The 19576-nt window shown below is 47.0% G+C and carries 21 protein-coding genes and 1 other annotated feature; of the genes, 4 read left to right on the top strand and 17 right to left on the bottom strand.

From position 1 onward, the window contains the following. Positions 1–3 precede the first annotated feature (3 nt). From AC0MA3_RS18615 to AC0MA3_RS18550, 14 genes are all read right to left on the bottom strand, one after another. A complete protein-coding gene (locus AC0MA3_RS18615) occupies positions 4–372 on the bottom strand; it encodes a 2Fe-2S iron-sulfur cluster-binding protein (RefSeq protein ID WP_474657279.1) in 369 nt (122 codons plus the stop codon). 89 nt (positions 373–461) lie between these two features. Beyond that, positions 462–641, bottom strand: a complete 180-nt coding sequence (locus tag AC0MA3_RS18610) for a DUF2768 family protein (RefSeq protein ID WP_379162558.1) — start codon at positions 639–641, stop codon at positions 462–464. Between the two features lie 162 nt (positions 642–803). After that, positions 804–1079, bottom strand: a complete 276-nt coding sequence (locus AC0MA3_RS18605; RefSeq protein ID WP_379162308.1) for a stage VI sporulation protein F — start codon at positions 1077–1079, stop codon at positions 804–806. 73 nt (positions 1080–1152) lie between these two features. After that, a complete protein-coding gene (locus AC0MA3_RS18600) occupies positions 1153–2193 on the bottom strand; it encodes an NAD(P)H-dependent glycerol-3-phosphate dehydrogenase (RefSeq protein ID WP_379162305.1) in 1041 nt (346 codons plus the stop codon). After that, positions 2186–2803 carry a glycerol-3-phosphate 1-O-acyltransferase PlsY gene (gene plsY, locus AC0MA3_RS18595; protein ID WP_474657278.1) on the bottom strand — a complete coding sequence of 206 codons (618 nt, stop codon included), beginning with the start codon at positions 2801–2803 and terminating at the stop codon, positions 2186–2188. Before plsY ends, AC0MA3_RS18600 begins: the two co-directional genes overlap by 8 nt. A gap of 11 nt (positions 2804–2814) precedes the next feature. After that, positions 2815–4140, bottom strand: coding sequence for a ribosome biogenesis GTPase Der (gene der, locus AC0MA3_RS18590; protein WP_474657277.1), 1326 nt, complete (start codon positions 4138–4140; stop codon positions 2815–2817). Positions 4141–4312: 172 nt separating this feature from the next. Then, positions 4313–5650 carry a 30S ribosomal protein S1 gene (rpsA, locus tag AC0MA3_RS18585; protein WP_379162296.1) on the bottom strand — a complete coding sequence of 446 codons (1338 nt, stop codon included), beginning with the start codon at positions 5648–5650 and terminating at the stop codon, positions 4313–4315. 166 nt (positions 5651–5816) lie between these two features. Continuing rightward, entirely contained in the window at positions 5817–6404 is a 588-nt protein-coding gene (locus AC0MA3_RS18580; RefSeq protein WP_379162293.1) for a lysophospholipid acyltransferase family protein, read from the bottom strand. Continuing rightward, complete coding sequence (cmk, locus tag AC0MA3_RS18575) at positions 6401–7111, bottom strand: (d)CMP kinase (protein ID WP_474657276.1); 711 nt, start codon at positions 7109–7111, stop codon at positions 6401–6403. The genes AC0MA3_RS18580 and cmk overlap by 4 nt, the downstream gene beginning before the upstream one ends. 182 nt (positions 7112–7293) lie before the next feature. Further along, the gene (locus AC0MA3_RS18570) at positions 7294–7947 is read right to left on the bottom strand and encodes a flagellar brake protein (RefSeq protein ID WP_379162287.1); all 654 of its coding nucleotides are present in this window, start codon (positions 7945–7947) and stop codon (positions 7294–7296) included. Between the two features lie 163 nt (positions 7948–8110). After that, on the bottom strand, positions 8111–9469 hold the full coding sequence (gene ypeB, locus AC0MA3_RS18565) for a germination protein YpeB (RefSeq protein ID WP_474657275.1): 1359 nt from the start codon (positions 9467–9469) through the stop codon (positions 8111–8113). Positions 9470–9804: 335 nt separating this feature from the next. After that, complete coding sequence (gene prsW, locus AC0MA3_RS18560) at positions 9805–10500, bottom strand: glutamic-type intramembrane protease PrsW (RefSeq protein ID WP_379162281.1); 696 nt, start codon at positions 10498–10500, stop codon at positions 9805–9807. A gap of 103 nt (positions 10501–10603) precedes the next feature. Next, positions 10604–11218 (bottom strand): genetic competence negative regulator, encoded by a 615-nt coding sequence (locus AC0MA3_RS18555; RefSeq protein ID WP_379162278.1) that lies wholly within the window; start codon positions 11216–11218, stop codon positions 10604–10606. Positions 11219–11437: 219 nt separating this feature from the next. Further along, a complete protein-coding gene (locus AC0MA3_RS18550) occupies positions 11438–11824 on the bottom strand; it encodes a hypothetical protein (protein WP_379162275.1) in 387 nt (128 codons plus the stop codon). Positions 11825–11918: 94 nt separating this feature from the next. Here AC0MA3_RS18550 and AC0MA3_RS18545 point away from each other — a divergent pair, with 94 nt between their 5' ends. Further along, positions 11919–12848: a polysaccharide deacetylase family protein gene (locus tag AC0MA3_RS18545; RefSeq protein ID WP_474657274.1), complete on the top strand. Its 930-nt coding sequence runs from the start codon at positions 11919–11921 to the stop codon at positions 12846–12848. 90 nt (positions 12849–12938) lie between these two features. On the opposite strand, the gene AC0MA3_RS18540 is transcribed toward AC0MA3_RS18545, so the two are convergent. From AC0MA3_RS18540 to AC0MA3_RS18530, 3 genes are read right to left on the bottom strand one after another with little or no spacing between them, the layout of a single operon-like run. Beyond that, the gene (locus tag AC0MA3_RS18540; RefSeq protein ID WP_474657273.1) at positions 12939–13790 is read right to left on the bottom strand and encodes a metallophosphoesterase; all 852 of its coding nucleotides are present in this window, start codon (positions 13788–13790) and stop codon (positions 12939–12941) included. Continuing rightward, positions 13784–14164 (bottom strand): hypothetical protein, encoded by a 381-nt coding sequence (locus AC0MA3_RS18535; protein WP_474657272.1) that lies wholly within the window; start codon positions 14162–14164, stop codon positions 13784–13786. The genes AC0MA3_RS18540 and AC0MA3_RS18535 overlap by 7 nt, the downstream gene beginning before the upstream one ends. Further along, positions 14161–14754, bottom strand: coding sequence for a CPBP family intramembrane glutamic endopeptidase (locus AC0MA3_RS18530; protein ID WP_379162264.1), 594 nt, complete (start codon positions 14752–14754; stop codon positions 14161–14163). The genes AC0MA3_RS18535 and AC0MA3_RS18530 overlap by 4 nt, the downstream gene beginning before the upstream one ends. A gap of 64 nt (positions 14755–14818) precedes the next feature. On the opposite strand from AC0MA3_RS18530, the gene AC0MA3_RS18525 reads away from it, so the two are divergent. From AC0MA3_RS18525 to AC0MA3_RS18515, 3 genes are all read left to right on the top strand, one after another. After that, positions 14819–15724, top strand: a complete 906-nt coding sequence (locus AC0MA3_RS18525; protein WP_474657271.1) for a hypothetical protein — start codon at positions 14819–14821, stop codon at positions 15722–15724. Between the two features lie 111 nt (positions 15725–15835). Next, positions 15836–16065: a binding site (T-box leader), on the top strand. Positions 16066–16306: 241 nt separating this feature from the next. Then, entirely contained in the window at positions 16307–17899 is a 1593-nt protein-coding gene (serA, locus tag AC0MA3_RS18520; RefSeq protein ID WP_474657270.1) for a phosphoglycerate dehydrogenase, read from the top strand. Between the two features lie 277 nt (positions 17900–18176). After that, positions 18177–19427 (top strand): methyl-accepting chemotaxis protein, encoded by a 1251-nt coding sequence (locus AC0MA3_RS18515; RefSeq protein ID WP_474657304.1) that lies wholly within the window; start codon positions 18177–18179, stop codon positions 19425–19427. The last annotated feature ends 149 nt before the right edge of the window (positions 19428–19576 follow it).

Genomic DNA, 19576 nt, shown 5'->3' with positions numbered 1-19576 from the left:
GGACTACCAGAGCTCATCCTCTTCCCCGCGGCGGGCTGCTTCGAGCTTACGCCTCACGGCAGCTTTGAGCGGGTCCTCAGGAGTAAGCACAGTAACATCACCACATACGGCCGCCTGACAGGCCAGACGGACCCCTTCATCCAGCAGACCGCCCAGTTTTCGCCGTTCGGCATCACCAGCTGGTCTCAACCCTGCGCTATATTCTTCAGTTACCTTCACTTTGCACATCAGACAGCCGGCTTTTCCGCCGCAACGGGTAGTGATAGAAACTCCTGCTTTGCGTGATGCCTCCAGCAGAGAGGTTCCTTGCGTGACAACGGCTATTCGCCCCTCCGGCTGAAACGTGACGGTCCATCCCTTTTGGCGTTTCATGCTGCAGCTTCCTTCCTTAACTTTATGGAAAAGATTTGATTTCATTGGAACAGACAAGCAGCCCTGAAGCTTCAATTGAATGTAAATGCTTACATAATCGAAGCGGCTCCACCCAGCAAGCCAATAATCATAATGACGAAGGCGACTACAGACAAAACACCCCTTAACAGCCCTTTGGTCTTACTGCGGGCAAAAGTAATCAAAAACACGGATAATCCCATAATTAGAACTGCGGCAAGTGACAACCACATCTTTGTCATCGGGTCCATATCAATTGCTTCCCCCATTCTGCTAATTTGGATTGCGAATATTATAGCATGAAATACTGTCCATTTCTGAATGATATCCTCCTGATTTCAAACAAAAAAAGAGCAGAGATTCACAGAATCTGAGGGATTCCGGATCTTCTGCTCTTTTACATGAAGCCCAAGCTATTTTTTTAGCATCATTTTCATTAAAGACTCCATTGTGCCTGAATTCGCGCCGCCTTTTTTGACAGCATTGATAATCTCCTGCACAGTAGCTTCACTAACTGGCACCTTGGCCATTGATGACACCTGCTTGATCAACTGGCGGAGCTGGGCTTCATTCTGCGTAGTTCCTGGCTTGACCGTACTGGCCAGCTTCTTCACGGCGCCTTCCGTGATGTTCTTTCCCGCCTTTTTGTTAATGGCGTTCAAAGCATCCTTGGAAAAATCTCTGCTCATTCTTCATCCCTCCTCCGTCAATCCCCATTACAACATATGAGTATTTCCGGCAAAAGGTGAACGTCGAACATCCTCAGGAATGCCACTGTTCCCATGTTTCCTGTGAGATGGCTTCCATTTCCGTCTTGCGGTCCCTTCCCATCAAGGCTTCTACCGCACTGCGTGGAGACTTCCCTTGGAACAATACGTGGTATATCTGATCCGTAATTGGCATTTGCACTTTTAGCTTAAGCGAAATCGCATAGGCTGCTTCCGTTGTGCGTATACCTTCGACCACCATACCCATGGATTCAAGCACTTCAGCCAAAGGTTTGCCCTGGCCGAGCATGGATCCCGCCCGCCAGTTGCGGCTATGCTTGCTGGTTGCTGTTACCACCAGATCACCGAGCCCTGCCAGGCCGGAGAAAGTCAGGGGATTAGCTCCAAGTTCTACGCCAACACGCGAGATTTCTGCCAGCCCACGGGTAAGCAGCGCGGCCTTGGCATTGTCTCCGAAGCCCAGACCGTCTGATAAACCAGCGCCGAGTGCGATAATATTCTTCAACGCTCCAGCCAATTCTACGCCAACCTGGTCCCTATTCGTATACACCCTGAAATCATTATTGATGAAAAGCTCCTGCGCAGCAGCTGCGCGGTTCTCATCCGGCGAAGCCACAACTACTGTAGTTGGACACAGACGAACAACCTCTTCGGCGTGACTAGGTCCTGAGAGAACTACGATCTCCCCTTCATTACAGCTAAGCTCCTCAGAGATTACCGTGGACATCCGCTTCATAGTTTCCGTCTCGAAGCCCTTGGTAGCATGAATGCAGAGCATGTCTTCCTTCCAGAAAGGTCTCAGCGCACGGGCAACCTGCCGCATCCCCGAGGAAGGCGCAACAATAACAACCGCCTTGGAACCCTTAACGGCAGTTTCCATATCTGTAGTAGCAATAATGTTCGTAGGCAGTGAAATGTCGGGAAGATAATGCTGGTTCGTATGCGAATGATTGATCTCGTCAGCTTGTTCAGGTCTCCGTGTCCACAGATAAACTTCCGAGTGGTTAGCCGCCAGCACAGATGCCAGCGCAGTTCCCCAACTGCCCGCGACCAGCACGGTTACTTTATCAGACAACCCGGTTCCCCTCCTTGACCTTCGAGCCAATTTTATTCTCCCGCCCCTGGCTAATCTTCACGATATTACTCCGGTGCCGCCAGAAAGCAAAGAGGGCAATAATAAGACTACCCCACAACTCAGGTGCTGTAAAATCACTAAAAAGAAGGATCACCGGGGTCAGCGCTACGAATAGAAGCGAGCCAAGAGATACGTATTTGGTGATCACAATCGCTACAATGGCAACTATCCCGGCGATCACTGCTGGCCAAAAACAAAGCGTAGCCATAACGCCTATAGTAGTTGCAATGCCTTTGCCTCCGCGAAAATGAAAATAGAGGGGCCAGTTGTGACCGATTATGGCTGCGATCCCACAAGCCACAGCAACCCACGTCCCCCAGCCGCCAGCCCAGGTTCCGAGCCAGACAGCAGCAATTCCTTTCATTACATCCAGTACCAGCACAAGAATTGCCGGCCCTTTCCCCATCACACGCAGTGTATTGGTCGCACCTGCATTTCCGCTGCCGTATTGCCGGATATCCACACCTTTGAGCAGGCGGACCAATAACACACTGAAGCTGACGGAACCAAGCAAATAGCTTACTACGATAACCAGAAGTTCAAACGCCACTGTCTTCTCCCCTAACCTTCGTTCTCGGATTTGCGCCGTGTAAAGAGACGGATCGGTGTGCCCTCAAAATTGAATGCTGCGCGGATTTTATTCTCCAGATAACGTTCATAGGAGAAGTGCATCAGCGAAGGATCATTAACAAACACTACTATCGTTGGCGGCTTCACAGCCACCTGGGTCACATAGTTGATGCGCAGGCGGCGGCCTTTATCCGTTGGCGGAGGATTGATGGCGACTGCATCGGACACCACATCATTGACAAGATGTGTCGTAATCCGCAGCGCATGCTGCTGGGCTACGTGCTGAACCACCGGAAGCAGCTTCTGGAGGCGCTGTTTGGTAAGCGCAGACAAAAAGACAACAGGCGCATAGCTCATAAACAGGAAGTGATCCCGAATATTCGTCTCAAAGTTCTGCATCGTCTTATCGTCCTTCTCGACAGCATCCCACTTGTTGACTACAAAAATCGAAGCCTTGCCTGCATCATGAGCATAACCTGCAATATGCTTGTCCTGGTCGATAATACCTTCCTCACCGTTGATGACCACAAGCACAACGTCAGCGCGCTCAATAGCCTTCATGGCCCGCATAACACTGTATTTCTCCGTGTTTTCATAGACCTTGCCGCGTTTGCGCATGCCTGCAGTATCGATCAGCACATAACGCTGGCCGTCCCGCTCAAAAGGTGTATCAATGGCGTCGCGCGTGGTACCGGCAACATCACTGACAATTACCCGTTCTTCTCCTAAAATAGCGTTGACCAAGGAGGATTTGCCAACATTCGGACGCCCAATTAGTGCAACACGGATGACATCATCATCATATTCCTCATCGGTTTTCTCTGGCAGACGTTCAACAACCGCATCTAGCAGATCGCCGATACCTGTACCATGGCTACCTGATATCCCGATGGGATCACCAATTCCAAGGCTGTAGAATTCATAAATATCCTCTGTACGTTTCATGTTGTCAACTTTATTAATGGCCAGGACAATCGGCTTACCGGATCGGAAAAGAATTTGCGCAACCTCTTCATCCGAATTGGTTAATCCGGTTTTTGCCTCGCACATAAAGACGATGACATCTGCTTCTTCGATCGCCAGCTCCGCCTGAACGCGGATGGACTTCAGAATGGCATCCTCACCGTCAATTTCAATACCTCCAGTATCAATTACGCTGAAGGATTTGCCGTTCCAATCAGAAACGCCATAGATCCGGTCACGTGTGATTCCCGGTTTATCTTCTACAATGGCCAGTCTATCACCAATTAGCCTGTTAAATATCGTCGATTTACCGACGTTAGGCCTCCCAACAATGGCCACAACGGGTCTTGCCATATTCATTCCTCCTGTCATCCTTACGCTACTCATCATAGCAAAAAACGCTCTAATTGGCTAACATAGTTACCACTAATCTTTCCATTTGAGTGGTCTGTAAAACATAATCGGCGAACCCCCGTATCGAGGGTTCGCCGATTACTTTACCCATATATGTGTAAATACGAAGGGATTAGTTATTACCCTTGAATTTATCCAGCTTGTCACCGAAACGTTCAGCCAATGTGAAGCTGAGGCCTTCATTGCTAAGCGACACGTTAGGGTTGTTCAGCACTTCTTTAGGCGCTCTGTCTCTGTTGTTGCTGCGTTCTGGTCTAGCCACCTGTGCTGGGGCTTCTTCGGTTTCCTTGATGCTGAGGCTTACACGCTTCTCAGAAGGGTTGAAGTCCAGAACTTTAACCTGTACTTCCTGTCCTTCTTTTAGCACTTCATGCGGAGTACCGATGTGCTTGTGGGAAATCTGAGAGATGTGCACAAGACCTTCTACACCTGGAAGAAGTTCAACAAATGCACCGAAGTTCACAAGGCGTTTAACTTCACCTGTTACAACGTCGCCAATGTTGATTTTGCCTGCTGCAGAATCCCAAGGACCTGGAGCAGCTGCTTTGATGCTGAGGCTGATTTTTCCTTTTTCAGGATCAACCTTAAGTACTTTAACTTTAACTTTTTCGCCTTCGGATACAACATCAGAAGGTTTCTCAACGTGGTTCCAAGCAATCTCGGATACGTGAACCAGACCATCAACGCCGCCTACATCAACAAACGCGCCGAATTGAGTCAGACGTTGCACGGTACCTTCGATAATTTGTCCTTCAGACAGCTCGGACATAATCTTCTGTTTGTTGGCTTCGAATTCTTCTTCAAGAACTTCTTTGGCAGAAAGAATAACTTTGCTGTTCTCACGGTCCAGTTCTTTCACTTTCACACGCAATGTGCGGCCTTTGTAGTCACTGAAATCTTCTACAAAGTGACGTTCAACCATGGAAGCTGGAATAAATCCGCGTGCGCCAACATCAGCCACGAGACCACCCTTTACAACGTCAGCAACAGTTACTTCGAACGATTCTTGGGAAGCAAAATACTTTTCGAGATCTTCCCATGATTTTTCGCTGTCTACTGCACGTTTGGAAAGCACCAGGCTCTCCTTGTTGTCGTTGATGCTGACTACCTTGCATTCCACTTCTTGTCCAACTTCAACCGCTGCTGCAGCGTTGTCCAGTTGTACGGAAGACAATTCGCGAATAGGAATAACGCCGTCGTATTTATATCCAATGCTTACATAAGCTTGGTTATCTTCGATTTTGACGATTGTTCCTTTCACGGTATCGCCTTTTTTCAAAGAAATGATCTCCAAACCTTCTTGGCTAGTCACTTCTTCTTCATTGCTGGCAACTTCTTCTGTAGCACCGTTGTTCTCTGCTGCTGCGGTTTCCACAGTTTCAGTTGCTTCTACGGCTCCATTGTTTTCTACATTAGCCGCAGTTTCCTGATTTTTAGTTTCTTCAGACATGTGATTACCCTCCTCGATTCAAAACCCCATTTATTTAAACCCGCGTATAGCAGAGTTCAAAACAAGCATTGCATGATATCACTTACACTTTCACGTTAGTATGTTCCAAAAATTAGCGGTTATGCCGATATTATAATCAGTGGAACATCCATACGCCTGCCATACATTAATTCACAGTAGGCTGGCCGGTCTTTGACATCTCATGTATCCGTCCCATAATGACATCAGTGACTTCTTCAAGAGATTCACTGCCTGCTCCGGCGAATGAACTGAGATCTATGGGAGCCCCATAAATGACAGTGATCCGGCGAAAAGGCTTGTAAGAACCGACAATAGCGGCAGGAACAACTGCTGCACCGCTGCGAAGCGCAAAACTCGCTGCGCCTTTTTTGGCCACACCGGAGTCAGAGTTTCGTGTCCCTTCCGGAAAGATACCCATAACATTACCGCTGCGAAGCGTATTAAGGGCCGTTTTGATGGATTCTTTGCTCACGCCGCCACGTTTGACAGGAAAAGCGCCCAATTTATTGATGAGCCAGCCTAATACAGGAACCTTAAATAGCTCCGCTTTGGCCATATACTTAACCTGACGATTCAGCTTGATCCCAATAGTCATCGGATCCAGTAAGCTGATATGATTGGCGCACAGCAGAACTCCGCCTTCCTCCGGCACATTCTCTTTTCCTATTATCCTAAGCGGAAAGAAAACGGCATAAATCAAGCGAAGCAATCCACGGCAAATGACATAAATCATAAATGATTTCTCTCCCCGTCCACATATGATCTGCAGTGGGATACAATGGCTTCCACAACTTGTTGGATATCCATATGCGTCGTATCCAGAAGAATTGCATCCTCTGCACGGCGCAGCGGTGAAATCTCCCGTCCTTCATCCAGACGGTCCCGCGCGGCAATATCGTGTTCAAGCTGCTGGAGCGTCACTGTTTCCGCATCTTTCAGTTCCTTGTAGCGGCGGAGAGCCCGCTCTTCCACACTTGCCGTCATGAAAATCTTCACTTCGGCATCCGGTAGTACAGTCGTACCGATATCTCGGCCGTCCATCACAACTCCCTTGCGGAGCGCCATCTGGCGCTGCAAATGGCTCAGTCTGGATCTTACACCCTCGATTTTCGAATACTGCGATACTTGGCCGCTAACCTGAAGACTGCGAATATGCGGAGTCACGTCTTCCCCATTGATCAGCACCTTCTGCACGTCCTGTTCCGGGATCAATTCGATCACCATATCGCGGACCTTCTGGTCCACTAGATGATCATCTTCAGCCGGAATGCCTTCACGGATCATATACCAGGTAATCGCCCGGTACATTGCTCCAGTGTCGACATAAATGTAAGACAGCTTCTGGGCTACCAAACGGGCAACAGTGCTCTTGCCTGCCCCGGCAGGTCCGTCGATGGCGACGTTAATTCTGTCGTAAGTATGTGTACCCTGCCTATCCAACGGGGCATTCCTCCTCAAACACTCTTTCAGTCAAGAAAATACAAGCTTGCTGATTTTATCAAGAAAAAAGCAGGCATTGCCTGCGACTTATAAAATTATACCACAGGTTAACCCTCAGTGCAAAATGACACAGAGGTATTTGTATAGAAAAAAGCGTTATTTTATGCCTTTTTTTGCTCTGCTCACCGGTTGCGGAAATCAAACTGGCGTTCAAAACAGAAACGTATAATTTTTTGCCGTTCCGAATCGGTAATCGCTGCGAACTTCACCATCACGAGCTTTCGCCCCGTATCCAAAGTCTTAACCCGGACAATCTCACCTTCAAAGTTCACATGCTCTGTGCTGCCGTTCCGGTATGGAACCAATAGCCAGCAGAATAGCTTGCCCCCCACTTCAGGCTGCACCTTGGAATCGCTAAGAAAGGACGTTCCTCCGCCGCCGATATCTTCAGTACGCACCAGGTAACGGCTGCCCAGGGAGTCTTTCACCGCAAGCTCAAGCTCTGCGTTCACGCGGAAGAAGCTTCGGCGCTGGACCTTGAAGATAGAGTCTTTATCCGGCTTCTGTATTCGTACCATGCGGATCACATCTTCCTTAAAGCCTACCACATGGGTATTAAAGTAATTTTTGATACCGCCTTCCGTCAGAAAATGTACGGACAGCTCATCCCCTATAAACAGTTTTTTCAACTTACCGTTACTTTCCTGCATTGGGATTTCGATCAAAAAAGCCTCATCTTCAAGCTCTGCAATTCTCGATCTATATTCCACTTCTGCTTCTGCAGCATCACTTGAAGCAACCTGTATGTATAGATATTCGTTAATTTTGGGATACAAACCTGTCACCGCCACATGATTAGTATTTATTCTAAAATAGATTATAGCATGGAGATTTAATGCTCGGTGAGAAATATTATTCTGATTTTGAAATAACAAAAAGGTGCGTTCCACACGGGAACTGCACCTTTCAGTTTGGTTATTGCTTTTCAGCGTAAATATGTTATTTATCCTGTGCGCCTGAAGATGTCCTGGCCTCTTCGACTGCCTCCTCGTGACCGTCTTCAGCGTTTAAGTAAATCCGGTACTGTGAGCCGTTGATTCTGCCTCCAAACTCATAGGTGAGCACCTCTTCGGCATCCTCATTCTCTATCCAGGCTAACCTGCTATATAGAACCTTATATTCCGGATTCAGCATTTTTTGGGCAGCAGCCAAAGTCAGAGCCGGTTTGGGTATCACTCTCTTCTTCTGACGCTCACGGACGTAATCACTCGCCTGAAATCCTGTGGGTTCTCCAGTATCTAATCCAACGCGAAGCGTCATCTTTTCAGGATAAATCAGGACGCCGTTACGGCTGGTGACGAAGGTCAAATTACCCAGATTATCGTATCGGTCCGCGCTAACAGCGGTCATATCCGGATATCCTTTTTTCTTCAGGAATTCTCCCGCTTTGGCAACAGACTGATTCATCGAAACCTTAGCCGGACCTACGTTCCGATTGTCATTGTAGGAGATGAGCAACCCGCCATTTACGGTAAAATCCATACTGATCGGCTCTTTATGATCTTTGCTGGTTACTACTGCGGTATACGACGCCCATTCGGTTCCTTTGCCGTTTTCCTTGATCTCAACACTCGGATTCCCGGTGATATCCGCAAATTTGATCGCGTTGCGCTTCACATCTTCTACGGTAACCGGCTTACCGCTTAGCTTCTTCACAGAGCGTTTATTATAAATACTGGCCACAGAAGGACCGTAATCCAGCTCAGGATAAGCGGCTACCCGTTTGTCCACGGTTTTGAACCCATCGATAATCGTGTTGTCTTCCGCTTTCTCCTCTGTTGCCAGCGCAGATTCCACATCCATCCAGCGCAGCCTGTTTGTGATTACCTTATTTTGAACCTCCTGAAGATCCTTGGAGATTTCACCCGAGTTCTTATAGAGTGCCTTTAGATTACCCATTTCATTGTCTGTAAGAGGCTTTTTGGTAAAATCACGCACGGCCGCTTTATAAGAGAAGTTGGAGATTTTGGACAAGAACTCCTCCGTCTCACTGAACGGCAGCAGGGTAAGAGGCAGCTGATTGATCTCATTCTGCGCTTCACTGGTCAGCCTCCAGACATTCACAAGCCCCTTGCGGTGCATACCACTCGACGTATTGTTGACTGCCAGTGTATTCCCAAGCTCACCATGAAGCTGCTCCATGTGATAAGAAAGGTCATGAAAAGCGCGCTGATATTGGTTCTCCGCTTTGATGAGAATCGAGTTCTTCTCTTGGTTCTCCTGGTACCCCCACACTAACGCACCAATCAGCAGCAGCGTGGTAATCGGGAACATTAAGGCACTTAATCTTTTGTACATAGGACCGCAAGACTCCCTTCAATAGCTTATTGCCGTTAGTTTGACAATAACTGAGAAGTCTTATGCACCCAAATGATCTGCAAATCAAAAAAGGGAACCCTACCAAAAAACATGTTAAGCCCGCTCTTCAATTTCAAAGCCGCTGCTGCTGTTGCACAGACACTGTTTGAATCCGGTCTGAATCACCCCATGCTCTTTGTTCCCTCTTAAAATGTAGCTTTCACCGCAATGTTTGCAAACAATCCTAACCTTTACACGCAAAAAAGACACCTCGCTCCTTTCTGGAATTCCTTGCTTACGGAACTACCTTTCAGGTATAAGTGTGTCCATCTCTACTAGAGGTTAATCTCTTCTTCACGCTTCAGGAACCGGAACGGAGAACGGTTGTTGGCCCGTGCCACCTTTCCCATGCCCCCATACCATAATACAGCCATCAACGGGACGATAAACCAGATCCAGGTATTGGTCATGGTCGTAAGGATAAAGTCATAAATACCGTGCCACAGCCAAGGCAGCAGCAGGGACATGATCAATATCCCCTTTGTTTTGACGCCCCCCGAGAACTTGGCCCTGCCCATATGGTAGCCCATAATAACCCCGAACATGGCATGACCCGATACCGGAAGCAGCGCCCGCATAAACATAGATCCGATTGAAGCGTGGCTGTACCAGGCATACATTACATTCTCCAAAGTTGCGAAGCCGAGCGAAATCGCTACGGCATATAGTATTCCATCATAAGGCTCGTCAAATTCGGTATGATTGTAGATCATATGGTACAGCACAAACCACTTCAGGCCTTCTTCCACACCGGAGGAGATCAGAAAGGAATCAACGTATGGCCCGCCATCCAGTCCAAGCACAAGGCCTCTTTGGATAATCATAATAGGAAAAACAATCAACAGTCCTAGCAAAAACACCTTCAGGACTATAAGAAGCGGCTCCTGATCATACTTGTCCTTAAGATAGAAAAAAGTCAGCAGCGCAAGTCCCGGTGCTACTGCTGACGAAATGACCGATAACAAAAGCACCGATTACCCTCCCTGCGCTCTCAGACTTCATGTCCCTCATATTCAGAATTCCATAAGTAATAGCAAGAAAGGGATCAAAGATAACTTTGTTCCCCTTCTATCGTCATTGCTGGCGTTTGAAATGAGTGCAGATTAATTCTATTGCATTTTCTTGCATAACCGTCTTCCCGTATTCAGACAAAACGGCTTCAGTTACAGGCGATGAGTCCCCGAACTCGGAGAGTACACCCACTAGACCAGATAATGCAGTTTCTTCAAATTCCTTCGGATCAAAGTAGAGATACCATATATCATTATAAGAATACAGTTTTCCTTGAGAAGTAATATTGCCGAGGAGCACATGAGCCGCTTCAACCAAAGCCTCAAAATCGCGGAATGCATATACAATGGAGTCGCTTTGTTCTAGAGTAACTTCCATTTCATAAATCTCTTCGGGTAATTCTTCTTCACCGGATACACCGTACTGATGGTGATCATATTTCCCCCTAGTCACTATAACGACCATACCTTGCGCGGGCAATGCGAATACTTCCACGGCAAGCGGACCGGTAGCGTCAAAACCAAGTTCACTGTACGCTTGATCCATCATTTCCGTAAACAAGTCATGCACCTTGGGAACTTCCTGCCACATATCTTCCTTCTGGATGCCCCGCTCGCTCAGGTCGTCAAAAGTGAGGAAAATCCGTATCTTATCTTGACTTAATCGCTCTATTCTCATGACAGGATCCTCCTTTTGCAAGCTCATTTATTATAATGTATGATGAGTCCCGAGTAATGAGCCAAAAATGGTTACTATGTATGTATGTTATCATTTTGACACAGCAAATGCACGTAAATAAAAAATTATTTCTTCCCAAATCTAAAGAGATATTCTTGAAAAAAAGAATCATTTTGCGGACGCTAGTCCCCAAAATGATTCTGCAGTAATATTTTGCGTTTACAATCCCGGTATGGCGGTATGTGTATCCTTGAGAATCTGCTCTACTTCATGCTTCACATCAGGGTTGCTGCGGATGAAATCCTTCAGCATTTTAAGATTGGCTTCTCTGGATTTAACCGTCGACTCCACCTTGTGTTCGTTATTGCCAGCGGAGGCATGTGTGCTGGTATCCTTATTGCCGCCAGCAGCAGCATTTCCAGCTGCCGTACTGCCAAAACCAGTCATAGCCATGTTCATGATTTTGTCCTTTGCCTTTTCGCCAGCCCCGTTCATCAGACCGTCCGGCTGAAGCAAATTGGACATCATGGCTCCGCGTTTTTTGGACATCATCATACTTATTGTAGCACCCAGCAGCACTCCGCTAAAAAATGACGAAGTATTCATATCTCTAACCTCCTTGTATGGTAAAATCATGCTTAGTGTTCGCGGAAAGAATCCGGCTCATACAACTTAACAACAAGAAAGCGAGATGAAATAAGTGGGTAAAGCAACCTCAGCGCTGCTGCTGTCCGTTCTTCTGCTGTCCGCATGCAGTAGCGGAGCTAATGAAAATGCAGGGCCAGTTACGACAGAGCAGCCTCCAGCGGCTACATTACAGGCAGCACCGGAATCATCGCCACAGGCAAGCACCAGCCCTGAATCAAGCGCGACTCCTGAAGCGATACCTTCAGAGGCTCCAGCAGCAAGCTCCACTCCGCTATCACAAGCGGATAATGCAACTGGAACCAGTAAAGAACCCGTTAACAATGCCGCTGCAGAGATTCCGCTGCTCTATCATATGAACAAAAATTATGACATTATCCCCAATGCGGAAGGCACTGCCAAAAAAGTAATCCTGCTCACCTTCGATGATGGCCCAAAGGACGCAAAAATGATTAACCCTTTGATGGATACACTCGACAAGCACCATGCCAAAGCCATCTTCTTTGTGAATGGTTACCGGGTGAAAGAACATCCTGAACTCCTCAAGCTCATTCATAGCCGGGGCGGTATTATCGGCAATCACAGCTGGGATCATATCGTATTGAAGGATAAATCCTACACTGAAGTCAAGAAGCAAATTGAGGACGTACAGGCTATTGTTAAAGAAGTTACTGGCGATACCCCGGCGTTTTTCCGTCCCCCACATGGAGCGGGCGGTGATGTTGGCAAGAAAATTGCTGCCGAGAACGGCATGCTCTATATGACCTGGTCTGTAGGTTCACTGGATTGGGAGATGAAAGAGAAAGATAGCGGCAAAACAGCGAAGCTGATCTCGAACGTTACAGGCCAGCTCCACTCCGGCAGTAATATTCTAATGCATGAACTTCCTTGGACGGTAGAAGCACTGGACACTCTATTGACAACACTTGAAGGCAAGGGTTACAGCTTCGTAGATCCGAGCAGCATTGAACTAAAAATGCGTTAAGCTGTATTAATTAATAACATCAGAAGTATTTGGCCGCATTTAAAAAGGTATCTCTTGCTGAATTCGCAGGAGATACCTTTTTTCTATTCTTTAGCCGCTGACACCCTGATCATTTCCTCTAAGAAGTGTGATCACATGCATTTCAGATGGACTCCCCCAGCGAAGTGGCAGATGTGCAGTTCCAAATCCCCGGCTGATCAAGATTTTGACCTTGGTTTTAGAGCCTTCTTTTCTCGGAAGCACATAATGTCCAGCGTTATATTGCCGGTAAAAGGGGTCAACATGGCGATGGCCTACGAAAGGTAAAACCACCTGTCCCCCGTGCGTGTGACCGGCCAGCACCAGATCCGCTGGAATCTCCGATTGCACCGAGAGCCACAGTAGATCATGTACTAGGATAATTCGGCAGAGTGAAGACTCTGGTCCTTGAGGTGGTGGTAAAGGCTGATACGCTTTTTTACCGCCCTTCTGCGGATAATCAACACCAGTCAGAAGCAGTCTGCTCCCATCATTCTCCATGATGACATTCTCATCCTGTAGCAAAACAGCCCCGCTCCCACGTATGATGTTGTCTACAAGAGAAATATTCGCCCTGTAATCATGATTACCGTGCACCGCATATACCGGTGCCAGTCCCGTCACCAGCTTCATATTATCGTAGAGACGGTTAATGGACCCGCCCTTTTCCGTCAGGTCCCCTCCAAGGAAGACCGCATCCACTCTCCCTCTCAAAGGACTTAGGAGTTTTAACGGCAGGCGCCTCCGGTGAATATCCGAAATAAAAAGAATGCGGAAGCCTTCAAAAGCCTCAGGTAATGCTTCAAGAAATATTTCCTCGGCAATAATCCGGCTGCTGAATGCTTTCACAAACATCATAGCCAGTACCACTGCAGACAGCAGCACAAAGCCCGACAAAATACCCAGTAACCAGGAGGTTACCATAGTGTATTCAAATCTGGAGCCCCTATAAGACCCCAATACAAAAGGAAAATGAGCAAAAGTAAAAAAATTACAATTAATGAGTTTATGAACATCTTACTCAACCGGAGCCGCTCTGAAGGGTAGCTCTCTGCACGTGAAGGTGTTGAATTTTCTTCATCCACCAGACTTTCTTCCCGTTTTACCTGTTTTATAGGCTGTACCGAGGAGTGGCGGCTTTTTCTCGACAAGGTTCCGGCTGCTGCTACAGTAGAATCAGCAACCAATGGTACAGTTGATGGGTGCTGCTGCGATTTTGTTCTTTTTCTCACTGATACAGATTGTTCGTCTCTATTCGTTTTTTTGCGGGACTTCACCCGGCTAAGTTCTTCACTCATGACTCCCTCCGGTAACGGATCACAAGACCCGAGAACACATCGATGATAAAGTGGCATAGAATGGGTGCCCAAAGTGTGCCTGTATGAATGTATATATATCCCAGACCATAGCTGCTGAGGAACACCCATCCTGTTGGGATCCAATGCCGCAAATAACGCACATGAATCACGGCAAATAAAATGCTGGTCCAATAAAGCCCAAAAGAATGCTGAACTGCTCCGCGGAATAGCAGCTCCTCACAAACCGATACAATAGCTGCGATGACAATAATATGCCACAAGGGTCTTTTTCCAAAGAGCAGTTCGTTAATTCCGCCATCATCCATGCTGTCTGCGGGAACAATATGGGTAAGCAGAAAGTCCACCACCAGCATAATTATGGCAAGTCCAAGTCCCCAAAACACAAATTGTGCGTTTTCCGGAAAATTTAATATGTGAATAGGGCTTCTTTTCTGTAATAATATCCATATCAGACCGATAATTAAAGTAAGGCCCTGCGTGATATATAAGTTCAGTAAAAGAAGCTTATCGGTTAACTGCTGAGGATCGGCTTTTTTAATCTTGATGTCACCAAATTTGAATTTTTTCATTGTAACCTGCCTGTTCTCTATTGTTTTTACATAAGATAATTCCCCTAGACGAAGGAGCATAATTATGAAAAGCCGTACCTCCCGCACTCAAATGTTATACACACTGGGTTTTCTATTTTTTCTGATTTCCGCATTCGCCGCTTTTTTTACGGGAGTGAAGGTCGGGGCAGACAAAACAGAAGCCAAATACGAACAACCCGATACTAAAAATTCCGCAGAGGAATATTCCGGCTCCTACCAGCAGCAGGATCTTGTTACGTTCTATCATAACGTATTTTTGCCCTATCGGGAATTCAAGCGCAATTGGAACAGCGAACTGGACAGCCTGGCCCGTAGCACAGATGCCCGTGAGAATGCGGCAACCCTTAAGAATCTCAGTATTCTGGCAGACAAGCAGTATGACAAGGTTACGCAGGATTCAATCTTCACCGGCTCGCCTATGCTCTACGAATCCCAGTTGAATATACTGAAGAGCCTCACCTTGTTCTCACAGGCTGCCAGCAAAGTCAATGCAGGCGCATCAGGGACTGAAACAGCCAAAGTGCTGAAGAGTGACAATTTCACGGCAAGTGCTGTCAAATTCGGATTACTGGCACAAAAGGACTTCTATGACTCCATGCTTAAATGGGGCTCCAAAGATAACAGCAAAATCCCTTCGGAAGCCGGTGAGCTGAAGACTCTTTCTTTTATCCAATGGAAAAAAATGCCCCTCTTGCTTAAGAACGCTTCGATCGCTGACATTATGCTTAATCGATCCATCTATGCGGGATTCGATCCACAGGATATTACAGCCAAAATTGACGATATGATCTATTCCGGGACGGCCAGTTCACTAAATCTCAAGAATGTTCAATCTGCCGTCACCCTGTTGATTTCTACAGGAGCCGTGCAGGAGCAGGATTTCATGAAGTGGCGTGAACAATATTATGGCAAGGAAACCATGCCGCAGCTTCCGTTTTTTTATGAGTAGAACCAGCTATTGCATCATAACGAAAAATGAGAGTCACTTCAAGGCGGCTCTTCCTCAATAGACTATTGACACATTTGGCATCACCATGTTACATTATGAAAAATTAATCAAGAAAAACCGATGATGGAACAAAGATTCTGCAAGTCTTCAGAGAGCCGGTGGGTGGTGCAAACCGGTGACAAACAGAATTCTTTAGCACTCCTGAGATATTGTGTCGAACCTATACAGTAGGCACAATCGGATCATCTCCGTTACCAGTGTGGCCTTTGCGGGCCAATGAGGCTGCTTCTTCAAACGTTGCAGTGAATTAGGGTGGTACCACGACAACTCTCGTCCCTTACTACGGCAGTAGTATGGGGTTGGGAGTTTTTTTGTTATTTATTTTCCAGTTCAGGGGTTAACAAAGCCCAGATTCCGGATTCTCCGGTCTGCTGCACTCTTTTTCTTTTATGCGACAGCGCGTTCCTCCGTTATTCCGACATATTTTTCACTAGTTGTTTTTGGCTTCTGGTACTGTGGACTGCCTCTTCAGGGCATCCTTGGGCATATATAGCTTTCCAAATTTAAGGAGGACAAGAAACCATGTTTAAAGTACTAGTATCGGATCCGATCAGCGATTTGGGCATTCAGCAATTAATGGACGCAAGTGATGTGACTGTTGACAAAAAGACGGGTCTTAGCGAAGACGAGCTTATCGCCATCATTGGCGAGTATGATGGCCTGCTCGTACGCAGCCAAACAACTGTAACAGAGAAGATTATTGCAGCGGGTACCAACTTGAAAGTCATTGGCCGTGCCGGTGTTGGTGTTGATAATATCAAGCTCGAGGCAGCCACACAGCGCGGTGTCGTTGTTATCAACGCTCCTGACGGCAATACAATCACAACCTGTGAGCATGCTTTTGCCATGATGATGGCACTGGCCCGCCACATTCCTCAGGCATACGCCAAGACCATTTCCGGTGTATGGGACAAGAAAACTTTCCTGGGTGTAGAACTACGCGGCAAAACCCTTGGTGTACTTGGTATGGGCCGGATCGGCAGTGAAGTGGCTAAACGTGCCAAAGCCTTCGGTATGAATATCCTTGCCTATGACCCGTTCCTGACCGCTGACCGCGCGGAAAAGCTGGAAGTGAAGCTGGCTTCGGTAGACGATATCGTACGCGGTGCGGATTTCATCACTGTTCATACTCCGCTTACCCCGGAGACCCGCCATATGATCTCCGGTCCGCAATTCGAAGTCATGAAAAAAGGAATGCGCATCATCAACTGTGCCCGCGGTGGTGTTATTGATGAAATGGCGCTGGTTGAAGCCATTGACAGCGGCATTGTAGCTGGTGCAGCTTTCGACGTATTCGAGAAGGAGCCGCCGCAGGCTGATCATCCGTTCCTTTCCCATCCCAAAATCATCGTAACACCTCACCTCGGTGCTTCCACCGTAGAAGCCCAGGAGAACGTTGCTATCGACGTATCGGAGCAGGTGCTGCATATTCTGCGCAATGAGCCATTCATCAACGCTGTGAACATCCCTCCTGTCGCTCCTAGCGTGATGAACAAACTTCAGCCTTACTTCACACTTGGTGAAAAGCTGGGCAGCTTCGCCACCCAGCTTACCGATGGCGCGATCCGCGAAATCCAAGTGGAGTATGCCGGTGATCTCTCCGATGTAGATACACAGCCCCTAACCCGCTATATAGTCAAAGGGGTACTTTCCCGTCACTTTGGAACGGATGTGAACATCGTTAATTCGATGCATCTGGCCAAAACCCATGACGTGAATGTTGTTGCAACACAGGCATCCAAGACGAAGGGTTTCACCAACCTCATCACCGTTACACTGAAAGCCGATCCTGATGAAGAGCGTCTGGTGGCAGGAACACTGTTACAGGGTTATGGGGAACGAATCGTACAGGTTAACAAGTTCCCGGTCGATATCGCTCCAGAAGGCCATCAGATTGTGATTTCACATAACGATAAACCGGGTATCATCGGTGCTGTCGGTACATTGCTTGGGGAAAATGACGTCAATATCGCCTCCATGCAGGTAGGACGTAAAATCGTTGGTGGTGCAGCGATCATGCTGCTTACCGTCGATAAGGCGGTTCCTCAGGCCGTTCTGGTGAAGCTGGCAGGACTGCCAGAGATCAATACTGCGGAAGAAATCATTTTACTGTAAAAAGTCTCTGAATAGACGCTCTTTGGAACGCTTGCATACGCCTGCTGTTCCAAGGAGCGTTTTTCTATTTCGGTCGTTGCCTGTGAGCCGGATGAACTAGTGATAACAAACTTGTCTATTTGTAAGAATGATTACATTATATGAAGCAACGCTTTCAATATTAATGCCCGAAAGACCTATAAGAGCATTTTTATGTCAGTTCTTACAATAGACCTCCCCCATGAAAACGCCTATAATATTACAATAACCAACATTATTTTAGGGGGAACTTTTTATGATGGAATGGATGAACAAGCTTCCGTTAAAACAGAGAATTATTGCCGGTTGTTACCTGGTTGCCGCTTTATTCGCTGTCCCTGTATTAATCATGTTTATAGCAATGGGCAAGATGCTTATCGGCATTATCATGGTAGTGGTCTTGGCTGGACTGACTCTCCCTCTCGCACGCTTTATTGAGAGAACGCTTACATCCTCTTTTGACGACATTTCCAACGTAACTCATACGATTGCCAAAGGGGATTTTACAACCCGGGCAGATGAGAACGGTTCCATGGGTGAGGTCAGCCGTTCCTTTAATATAATGATCGACAAGCTAAAAAAAATCCTTACCGAAGCCTCACAGATTACCCGTCAGGTTATGGATGCCAGCCGCGGGATTGAAGACAAGAATCAAAATCTGAAGATTGTAATGGCCCAGGTCTCCTCCTCTTCCAACGAGCTGGCTCTTGGCGCCAATGAAATCTCCGTAGACATTGCCGAAATGACTGAATCTATCAAGGACATCGAAACCAAGGTTTCGAATTATACTAGCTCTACTAAAGAAATGAATAGACGTTCCGTACATACGCTGGAATTAGTGGAGAAAGGCCGCCTATCTGTTGATACTCAAGCAGAAGGCATGCGTAAAAATATACAAGCTACCCAGAAAGTCGCCGACACGATCGAAGCCTTATCACATAATGCCCAGGGGATCACGATGATCACCAAAACCATTACAGAAATCGCCGAGCAGACCAACCTGCTTTCACTCAATGCATCGATCGAAGCTGCACGCGCCGGTGAACATGGCCGAGGCTTCGCTGTGGTGGCCCAAGAAGTACGAAAGCTTGCCGAAGAATCCACAGCCTCTACCAAAGAAGTATTCAGTCTGGTACGCAGCATTGAGAGCGATATCAAACAAGCGATCGAGAATATTGCTATCAATGAGGAAGTCGTACAAGTGCAAAATGAAATGATCCTTGAAACGGCTAATATTTTTGCCCAGATTGTCCAAAGCGTCCAGTACATAACCGAACAAATTGCTTCTTTTTCCTCCGAGAGCGACCTGATGCTGGAAAGTGCCCTGAAAATTTCCGGAGCAATCGAAAATATTTCTGCGATTACTGAAGAAACTGCGGCAGGAACCCAGGAGGTGTCGGCAGCAATGAACGAACAAATTAATGCGCTGCAATCCGTTGCCGAAGAAACCGAAAAAATGACCCAAGCTGTATTCCAACTCCAGAAAACGATCCATATTTTCAAATTCTAATTCCTTTCCACTTGTGCCGCTTCTAATGAAGCGGTATTTTTTTGTTCACAAAATGCTCGATGTTGATTTCATAAAAATCAGTTTTTTGACAGCAGTTCGAACCGGTAATGGTTTTGCACTTCCTTACACAGGTTTTAGTGAAAGCTACA

The organism is Paenibacillus sp. LS-5, from assembly GCF_056121505.1.
Note: the sequence above shows the minus strand (reverse complement) of the source record. Positions and strands in the feature narration are given on the sequence as shown.